The sequence below is a fragment of the uncultured Coprobacter sp. genome (genome assembly GCF_947855755.1).
Lineage (GTDB): Bacteria > Bacteroidota > Bacteroidia > Bacteroidales > Coprobacteraceae > Coprobacter.
On sequence record NZ_CANUAR010000043.1, the window covers coordinates 1 to 9,549 of the forward strand.

Sequence of the window (9,549 nt, forward strand, 5' to 3'; positions counted from 1 at the left end):
CAAAATACAAACAATAACTTTATAAATCTGCGTAGAAAGGTTACTGTAATTTTTTATAGAACAGAAAAGGAAGTTCTTTAACAGAACTTCCTTTTTGCTGTTCGTATTTGGATTTATAATTTTTGCTTAAATTCTTTGATTGACACAATTTTGACTTTTTTCACTCAAATGACTTTTGTAATAATCTAGTTTATCTGCGATATTTTTCTTGACTTTAACACAATTACGGAATCGCTACTCTCGCTAAGTATGTAGAAAATTTAAGAGTAATTTGTTCCGCAAACAAATCATCTAAATGAAGAATTCGATTATTTTTGTGGTTAATAAGATATGTTATAGGAACCGTAAAATAATGTTTGAAATCAATGATTGCATTTTCTATTACCTTTTTTTTATTTAATTCAACGGTTAATGCATGAATTCTATAGTGCCAGTCTCTTTGCGAAACCTTATAATCATCACCTTGATAGGTATTCTCGCCTTCAAAAACTAATGATAGTTGTTGAAAAACGTCTTTAATATGTTGTCCCGATTTAGCTGCATCATGCGCATAAATTGGACACATTAATATTGATGGCATAAATTTTGCGGGCTTTCCTTTCTTGTTATTCACTATACTTTCCATCGCAATTACATCACATGCTTGACTAATAATAACCGCCAAAGGAAATTCATATTCAATAACATTTACACCACTATCATCTTCACAATCAATGTAGTTATACTTTACATTACGAAAAATATCACCTTGGCAAATAGAATCCGTCAATTGACTTGTTTTAGCTTTTGATATCGTTGCCATTTATTCACTTCCTCAATCTATATATTCGTACAATTACTTTTTTTGGTGCTTCATATGAGTCCAAGCTTTGAGTACTATTTTCGTATATAGGAAATTCTGTAGAAGTTGTAGATGGAGCATCTAAACTTGCCTCTAACAATACCGAGCTATTTGGTGTGTTTTGGCTATAATGATCAGTTCCTACCTGTTCCATTGATTCAATACTTTCAAGATACTTGTTCAAAGGCCATCACCTCACGCAGAGAATCTGTAATAGATTGTTCAAACAGAGATTGTATTTCGTCATGTCCTTTATTCAACAATTGAAGGATTACATCAGATGAATCAATAATCTCATTTGAAAAGAAATCAAAATCCAACACAAAATCATTTTTCTTCAGAAAATTTGGATATTCCGGATTAAACATGCCGTATCTAAAATTCATAGTCATTTCATCAATACGATATTCAGCCATATGCATTGACCTTATTAAACGTGGCATATCTTCTTCTACAAGGTTTATATGCAAAGAAGAAGCAACTTCCGAAGTGAAAAATTTTTTCTGTAGTTTGATTCTGGATGTATCAAAAATATTAATATAGCGAATGCCAGTTCGAGTCGCAGATATCCTATTTTTCTGAAAAAGTGCAAGCATTATCGTCTGAAACCATTGCCTGTGCACTTCAAATCGGACATAATTATTGATTTCGAATATGATAAACTTGTTGCTTAGAATTAACTTATTACCGCCGTCATTAGTAAAATACTCCCTCTGAATTCCCTCGGCAATTTCATTATTAGCATTTTGTAAGTTGTTATTTTTCGGATCTAAGACTACATTAATAGAATTAAAACGAATAATTTGATCTTTTCCACGGCGAGGAAATATTTTCAGTATTTCCTTTTCAATAATCTCATCAAACACCATATTAGTCTGAATAAAATGAAAAAAATCAACTCGGACAATAACTTGATTAAGAAAGTTGTTTTTGTAGCATATAGACGAATAATCCATCATTTACATTGCCTCCATTTAATCTAATAATATTATCATACATTTATATGTACCATATCTTCTTTTAAGACCCTCTTAGTTTCTTATAAATATCCTCTAAGAAAACTTGCATCAGTTCCCGCTTCTTCTCGTCGTTATCAAGCAAAAGCGCAAAGAAGTCCTGATTCTGTTCATACCCGGCAATCAAGGCATCTTGTACGGCGTCAAAATAGGCGAAGCGGAAATCTTTCAGCGAATTATTCCGTGCACTATCCCGCAGATGTCCATTCTTCAGCAGAATATCCCTCATTTGTAACGCGGACTTGGTAGCAACATCAAGATCAAAGCTCTTGTTATACGCTGCATTGATCTCGTCGATGATCTCGGACAATTTCTTTTTTACGGCTTCGTCCATAAAGACCTCGTTGGGTGTTGGCAGGCTGACCTCCGGTTTGGATTCAATCTCGTGCGTCTTTTCTCCGGTCTTATTCTGACGGAAGTTAGAGGCAGTGATTTTGTCCGCAATGTCAAAATCATTTCCACCGCTACCAACTTCAATCTCCTTAACTAGGTATGAAAGGAAATTGTACTTCTTATGAAGATCTACGCTTTCAAAACAAGTTGCCTGAATCAAGAAACTGTAAAACCGCAAAAAACGCTTGATCGTTGCACGAATTTCCAGCTTTTCCAGTTCCGAATGACGATTGATGAGTTGTAAAGACTTGTCCAGTAGCGCCCACATCCGAGCCTTTTCTTTGGATGTTCTTTTCTCTTGATATAAGTATCCGTTAAATTCCTCCATATCGTCTATATCCAGAAAATTATACTGATCCACCTGAGCTTCCACCGCCCGAATATCTGAAGGGGTAATAGTTTCGTTCAGAATGGTCTCGGTATAGAACGGGGCAAAGGAAGCTTGAATATCCTCATATTCATTTTTGAAATCCAGTACAAAGGTTTTCTTATCATAAGGCGCACATATACGATTCAGGCGAGAAAGGGTCTGCACAGCATTGACTCCCCGCAGGCGCTTGTCCACATACATAGCGCAGAGCTTTGGCTGGTCAAAGCCGGTTTGATACTTATTCGCCACCAGCAACACCTGATAACTGTTGCTGTCAAACACTTCCGGCAAATCTTCTTCCTTTATGCCGTTCATTACCGCTTCAGTGTATTCGTGGCCGTCAAGAGAGACCTTACCCGAAAACGCCACCAATGCGCGAATCCCCGTGTACCCATGCTTGGAAATATAGGTTTCAAACTCGTTCCGGTATTTGACTGCTGCCTGCCGCGACGAAGTAATGACCATAGCCTTTGCTTTGCCGCCCAATTCCTGCATGATTCTGTTTTTGAAGTGCTCAATGATGATTTCCACTTTCTGGGCGATGTTTGTATCGTGCAGTTCAATATACTTGGCAATCTTACGCTTTGCGGCAATAGTTTCCAGCTCCGGATCATCCTCGATGGCCTTGTTAATTTCAAAATAGGTCTTATAGGTCACATAGTTTTGCAGCACATCCAGAATAAAGCCTTCCTCAATCGCCTGTTTCATAGAATATAGGTCAAAAGCGACCTTTTTTCCTTCTTCATTCAAGCAGCCGAACAGCTGCAAGGTAGTCGGTTTCGGGGTTGCGGTAAAGGCGATCATGGAAACATTGGGTTGCTTTCCACTGCGGGCAATCTCATCTTCGATAATATCCCCCATAGATTTTTCTTCTTCCGACACATCAACAGGGGTGGCTTCGCTCAACTTGCGGCTCTCCGAGAGAGCATACGTCACTGCTTCCATGGCAGTTCCTGCGGTGGAGGAATGAGCTTCGTCGATAATTACGGCAAAAGTTTTACTTTTCAGCGCCTGCACAAGTTCCTGAATGTACATGAACTTGTGAATAGTGGTCACAATGATTTTTGTATTGCTATTGAGAGCATCAGCCAAGTCTTTGGAAGTGCATTTTTCATCCATGACCTTGATAAGTCCTGCCTTGTGCTCAAGTGACAGCACAGCATTCTGAAGCTGACGATCTACCACGATACGGTCAGTGATGATGCAGACCGTATCAAAAATAATTTTGTTTTCCCTGTCATGCAAAGAGGCGAGACGGTGTGCCAGCCATGCAATGGTATTGGTTTTGCCGCTGCCGGCCGAGTGCTCAATGAGATAATTTTTCTCGCTGTGGTGTTCTACGACGTCTGCCACCAGCTTGCGCACGGCATTGAACTGATGATACCGGGGGAAAATCAGCGTTTCCTTGGTAACACGCTTACCGGTATCCGGGTCTTTCTTGGTTTCTTTTTGCAGGAAAATGATTTTATCAATCAGATACAGCACTGTATCTTTTTTGAGGATATCTTCCCACATATAGGAAACATTGATGCCGTTTTCATTGTGGGGATTGCCCTTGCCGGCGCGAATCCCAACGCCGCAACCCTTATTGAATGGCAAAAAGAAGGAAGATTTTCCCTTCAGATTGGTGCACATATAGACTTCGTTCAAGTCCATGGCGAAATGAGCCAAACAGCCCGCCTTGAATTTCAGCAGACGGGTCTTGTAATCCCGCTCAAACTTATACTGACAGATCGCATCCTCATAGTTCTGTCCGCTGGTGTTGCATTTCAGTTCAAAGGTAAAAATGGCAATGCCGTTGAGGAAAATCACAAGGTCAATGCGCTCGCCCTCTTTGTGCCAGACTTCCTCCATCACCGAGAGTACATTCTGCTGATACAGCGCCTCCGCTTTTGGGTTAAAGGTGGTTGCAGGCTTGCGGTACATAAGGGTCAGGGATACACCGTTATCAAACTCCACGCCGTGCTTCAGCACATCCAGCAGACTGCGATTTTTCTTATTGACCTCATTGTTGATGTAGTTGAGGATGGTCTGGCGGGTCTTATCGCCATAGAGCTTTTCCAGCCGCGCCAATGCATCTGGCTGGGTTGCTTCCAAAAAGGAGAACAGCAGCTCCACATCCATGCCGTATCCGGGATCGTAAGCGGTAGAAGGGCGTACCTGATAGCCGTTTCCCTCCCGCAGCATTTCCAGTATGTACGCCTGATAATCTGCCCGTTCTTTTAACTGACCTGCTTTGATGGCCATCTCACTGTACCTCCTTTACTCGTTTTTTACCGGTAACATATTCGTAGATAAGAGATTTTTTGTGCTGGGTAATTGTAGCAAGAGACTTCTGCTTTTCTGCTATTATACCGTCAATTGCTAAACATTTCTTCGATAAATAGCCGTAAATCTTCTTCTGCTCATCAGCTGGAATAACTGGTAGAAGAATATCTTTCAATGAATAAGAATAAATAACTTCTATCGTAGTTGCATTGCTCATAAGGGTAAATTGATCTTTAACAAAGTCTGATTCATTCAAAATGAGCTGTAACAGTTCAGGTATAATCATTTCTTTGTCTACTCTAAATTTGATAATACATGGGTGCAAGATACCCTCATTAGCCCCTTCTGGAACAATAGCAACTTTTCCAATCGTGCCTCTTGTGGTAATAAGGATATCGCCAGGGCATACAGCAAAGCTTCGCATTTCCTGAAATTTCTCTTCAGAAACAAAGGTAGTATTTTCCGAAAAATTATTGTCGAGAACAACTCGTTGATTATATACCCATTTACCCTCATCTGTGAAATCACTACCTGAGAGTGCACTTCCAAAAGGCCCCACTTTCATGCTATCTGAACTGTTTTCCAGCATAAATTTCAGCCTTTTAAAATTCCAATGTGCCGGAATTTTCCCAAGCCACTCAACCCCACTGTCCTTCATCGGCACAGTCTTATCCAGCCCCTTGGTTACCGTTTCGGTGATCAGGGATTTTTTATATTGCTGCAAAAGTTCAATCTGCTTTTCCAAATCTGCGGCAATGCTGTCAACCTGAGCACATTCTTTGTCGAGAAAATCTGCGATAGCCTGTTGTTCTTCATATTTCGGAACAGGTATTTTTTGTTTCTTAACATAACTTGCTGCCAACCCATCTCGAACATCATCTCCAGACATCTGACGCAAGTAGGTGTACATTGTTTGAAAGCACCAAAACAGATATTCGTAGTATAAAATACCGGCGTTACAAGAAAAAGCACATAATGATTGATTACACGCACTATCAATGCGAAGGATTGCACTCATTCCTTTTGTCTTACCTTGACCATTTAAGGCAACCATAACTGCATTTTTACTGATAATTTTTGCGCTGGAATGATGTACTGCTAATGTGGTAATTTTTTCGTCCGTATCATAGATGTTAACTTTGTTTACTTCCCCCGAAGACATCCATGGTATTGTTCCGTTTTCCCAATATAATAAATTATTTCTGTCCGGTGTTCCACCGCTACGTGATTTGGTCATATATGCGATTGGCTTAACCTTCCAACTTTTTGGAATATCTCCAATCCAATCAATCCCACTGGGTTTCATCTGCTCTGCCATTACACTTCCTCACTTTCCTGCAAGGCTGCAATTTTTTCGGAGAGGGATTTTTCCAGTTCCATAAACTGGGCCAGCAAATCATCTGCCTTTTCCGGCTCCTTGTACTCGTAGAAGAATCGGGTAAATGGGAACTCTGCGCCCAGTTTTTCTTTATTGGTAGAGCTCTCCTTTTTCTCCGGGTCAAATTCATAGGACCAGATTGCATCCGGCACGTGCGGATAAACTTCCCGCTTGAAATACTTCTCCGCATCTTCGGTAAGTTTGATGATCTCGGTATCCTTAGTCGTAGTATCCTTGATGATTTCTCCTTTACGGTCTTTCTGTACCACGGCAGTTTTATCCATATTCGTCAGTTCCATAGCGATACCAGACAACCGACTAGCAGTCATTCCCTTGACTTTGCCCAGCAGGGAGTTCAGATACTTTTCAAACCCGCCGTAATCCATAAACACACGGTCAGAGCGATTGGCTTCCAAAATTGCCAGTACGTCCGCCACAAATTGCTGACCTGCCAGATATTTCTGATATTTCTTCTCGTCTGCCGCACCGCGAGGATTCATCTCTTGCAACTGCTCAAAATCAATCTCGTTAAAAATACTGGAGTTACTGGTAAAGTAGCTGCTGGTCCGCAGCCGCTCGATACTTTCCGCATCCAACACACCTCTGCGCTGCAACGGCTGATAAACCGCATACTCCTTGTACATAAACTCCTCGTTGGGGAAAATCTTGCAATATTGATTTTCCTCAAAATTATAGTACAGCCCGGTAATTTTTTTCATGCTTGCCCTATCTATCTCCCTTCGCTTCTTACCAAGTGACTTGCGCAAAGACTTCCACATATCCACAGCGTTTATAAGCTGAACCTTACCACGGCGGTCAGGGCGCTTGTTGCGAGACAGAATAAAAATATAGATACCAATATCGGTATTGTAAAAAAGCTGGGAAGGCAAGGCTATGATTGCTTCAATTAAATCCTCTTCCAACATCCAACGACGGATTTGGCTCTCGCCGCTGGTGGTTCCGCCGGAGAAAAGAGGCGAGCCATTGGTAATAATCGCTGCACGACCGTTTTTCTCATCCAGTTTATTGATAGCGTGCTGCATAAACAGCAGTTGCGCGTCGCCTGTGCCGGGCAAGCCGTGTTCAAATCGGCCACCCTTCTTGTTTTCCTCACGGACTTTCTTCTCCTGTCCTTCCGGAGCATCTTTTCCGCCCCAGGGCGTACCAAACGGGGGATTCATAATCACCAGCCGCATTTTCTGATCTGGGAAGCAGTCCGTTTTCAGGGTGTTGGCTTCCTCATCACCCATGATGTTTTTCACATCCTGCCCTTTGATGAGCATATCTGCCAGACAAATGGCATAGGATTCGGGGTTGATTTCCTGTCCAAACAAGCGCACATCCACATAGGGATTTTTGCGACGCAGGAAATCGTAGGCAGTGGAAAGCATACCACCTGAACCACAAGCGGCATCCAGCACGGTGGCGATCTTGCCTTCTTCGGTAAGCAGGTCATCACATCCCTCAGCCAAAAGTACATTGACCATCAGACGAATTACTTCACGAGGCGTATAGTGATCGCCGGCTTCGGCATTTTCAGAGAAACGGCGGATAATGTCCTCGAAAATGTAGCCCATCTTCATGCTGTCCACGTGTTCTGGATACAAATCCAAATCCGAGAACTTTTTAACCACGCTGTAAAGACGGTTACTCTTGTCCATCTTGTCGATCTGGGTGCTGAATTTCAACAGCTTTTCCAGAATCAGCTGGATGTTGGCAGAAAAGCCCTCAATGTATGACTTGAGATTGGATGCAATGCTGTCGCTATCATCCAAAAGTCGTTTGAGGTTGTATTCACTATAGTTGTAAAAAGGATATTGGGAAACCTGACAAAGAAGCGCAGCCGGAAGGTTCGGATTTTGCTTGTGCTTTGCCACAACCGCATCTTTGGTAGCCTCCAGAGCGCACTCAAACCGACGGATGATGATCATGGGAATAATAACATCCTTATATTTGTCCGAGGTGTAGGCGCCACGGAGGGAGTTGGCAATGGACCAGACCAATCCGACTTCCTTGCTTACGTCAATGGACGTATCATCAAACATTACTTCATAAAAATATTTCTCTTTCATTTCCGGACTTCTCCTTCTCTATTCTTTTGAAAAGACGCAAACAATGCGTCAACACTTTTAACCTGTTCTAAGGTCAGATCACGATCTCCCATTTTTCGCATTGCATCTACTAAATCCTTGTTTCTTGTGATAATTCGGCAAATATCCGGCGGAGGAATCCTCCGAATTGCCATGTACAGCGCATCCATTTTAGCGTGTATTTCAGGATCGGGTTTTAGTGTATCGATCAGCTTTTCGTAAACCTCTGCTGTCGGAGCATTGACGCCGTCCTCTATATATTTCATATTAGAACGAGGCAATCCGACTTTCTTAGCCAATTTTGATTGACTTAGCGTTCCACGGCAATCACGGATCAACTGCCCAAGTTCTTTTATGTTTCCCTTGGATTGTTGATCCACCGCCACAATGTTAGGCAATTCGGCACCTCCTTTCTAATTTGTTCTATGTTCTATAACATAGAACATTATAACATAAATTTCCCAAAAAGGCAATAGATTAAGCAAACTTAGTGTTTTAGAGAATAACAATTAAAGCGTAACAGCAAAGCCGCCCGACGGAGCAGGTTGTATGCTCAGCAGGGTGGCTCAAAAATTTTTTAACTTTTTTCGCTTTTTATGAAATTTTGGGCAAAAATTTGATCTACTTATATATAGCGAGATTTGTTCATTGCAGCCAGTGGTGCATTTAATGCTTCGCTAGCTTTTTTATTTAAATTAAATGTTAGCCTTATGTGCATAAAAACAGCTCCTTACTTGGCTACCACTTGTAAGGAGCTGTTTTTTTGTTTGCCTTGTTTTATAAAAATCAGATGAAATCTTCAATCAAAGGGCTCCGATTTTTCAATTCTCGTGGCTACTAAGTGAAGAGGTTTGTGCCGGCAAGCAAAATATTTGAGGAATTATGAAAACACTACCCCCAAAAAAGCTGCTTCTCGTGGCTATTAAGTGAAGGGACTTTTCATGTTGTCAGATGAATTTTTGGAAAAACGTCAAAGTTTTTACCAGTAATTGTCGGGTAATTATGAGAGGTTTTTTTACAAATGCACACAATCACTTTTTTGACCGCAAAAATATCTTTGCAAACGTCTATATTTTGCAATCTCGTGTCCTTGGATATATGGAGGAGTTTAAAGAAAAAAGTATAAAACTTTTAGCAAAACCACGTACTGACGCCAAAAAAGTGTCCTTTATATAGTGAGGGGACTTTTATAC

Annotated in this window: 6 protein-coding genes; all 6 read right to left on the reverse strand. The window is 41.2% G+C overall.

All coding sequences use genetic code 11. The features are described from left to right. Nucleotides 1-223 precede the first annotated feature (223 nt). Nucleotides 224-802, reverse strand: a complete 579-nt coding sequence (locus Q0093_RS14315; protein WP_297931810.1) for a hypothetical protein — start codon at nt 800-802, stop codon at nt 224-226. A 206-nt stretch (nt 803-1,008) separates the two neighbouring features. Next, nucleotides 1,009-1,800 (reverse strand): TIGR04255 family protein, encoded by a 792-nt coding sequence (locus Q0093_RS14320; RefSeq protein ID WP_367175150.1) that lies wholly within the window; start codon nt 1,798-1,800, stop codon nt 1,009-1,011. Nucleotides 1,801-1,861: 61 nt separating this feature from the next. Then, entirely contained in the window at nt 1,862-4,867 is a 3,006-nt protein-coding gene (locus Q0093_RS14325; protein ID WP_297931813.1) for a DEAD/DEAH box helicase family protein, read from the reverse strand. Between the two features lies 1 nt (nt 4,868). Continuing rightward, complete coding sequence (locus tag Q0093_RS14330) at nt 4,869-6,206, reverse strand: restriction endonuclease subunit S (protein ID WP_297931816.1); 1,338 nt, start codon at nt 6,204-6,206, stop codon at nt 4,869-4,871. Next, nucleotides 6,206-8,338 carry a class I SAM-dependent DNA methyltransferase gene (locus Q0093_RS14335; RefSeq protein ID WP_297931819.1) on the reverse strand — a complete coding sequence of 711 codons (2,133 nt, stop codon included), beginning with the start codon at nt 8,336-8,338 and terminating at the stop codon, nt 6,206-6,208. The genes Q0093_RS14330 and Q0093_RS14335 overlap by 1 nt, the downstream gene beginning before the upstream one ends. Further along, the gene (locus Q0093_RS14340) at nt 8,335-8,736 is read right to left on the reverse strand and encodes a helix-turn-helix transcriptional regulator (protein ID WP_297931822.1); all 402 of its coding nucleotides are present in this window, start codon (nt 8,734-8,736) and stop codon (nt 8,335-8,337) included. Before Q0093_RS14340 ends, Q0093_RS14335 begins: the two co-directional genes overlap by 4 nt. Nucleotides 8,737-9,549: the final 813 nt, after the last annotated feature.

Coding starts and splice junctions, on each gene's coding strand:
- Q0093_RS14315 (WP_297931810.1), bottom strand. CDS start 802: ATGGCAACGATATCAAAAGCTAAAACAAGTCAATTGACGGATTCTATT.
- Q0093_RS14320 (WP_367175150.1), bottom strand. CDS start 1,800: ATGATGGATTATTCGTCTATATGCTACAAAAACAACTTTCTTAATCAA.
- Q0093_RS14325 (WP_297931813.1), bottom strand. CDS start 4,867: ATGGCCATCAAAGCAGGTCAGTTAAAAGAACGGGCAGATTATCAGGCG.
- Q0093_RS14330 (WP_297931816.1), bottom strand. CDS start 6,206: ATGGCAGAGCAGATGAAACCCAGTGGGATTGATTGGATTGGAGATATT.
- Q0093_RS14335 (WP_297931819.1), bottom strand. CDS start 8,338: ATGAAAGAGAAATATTTTTATGAAGTAATGTTTGATGATACGTCCATT.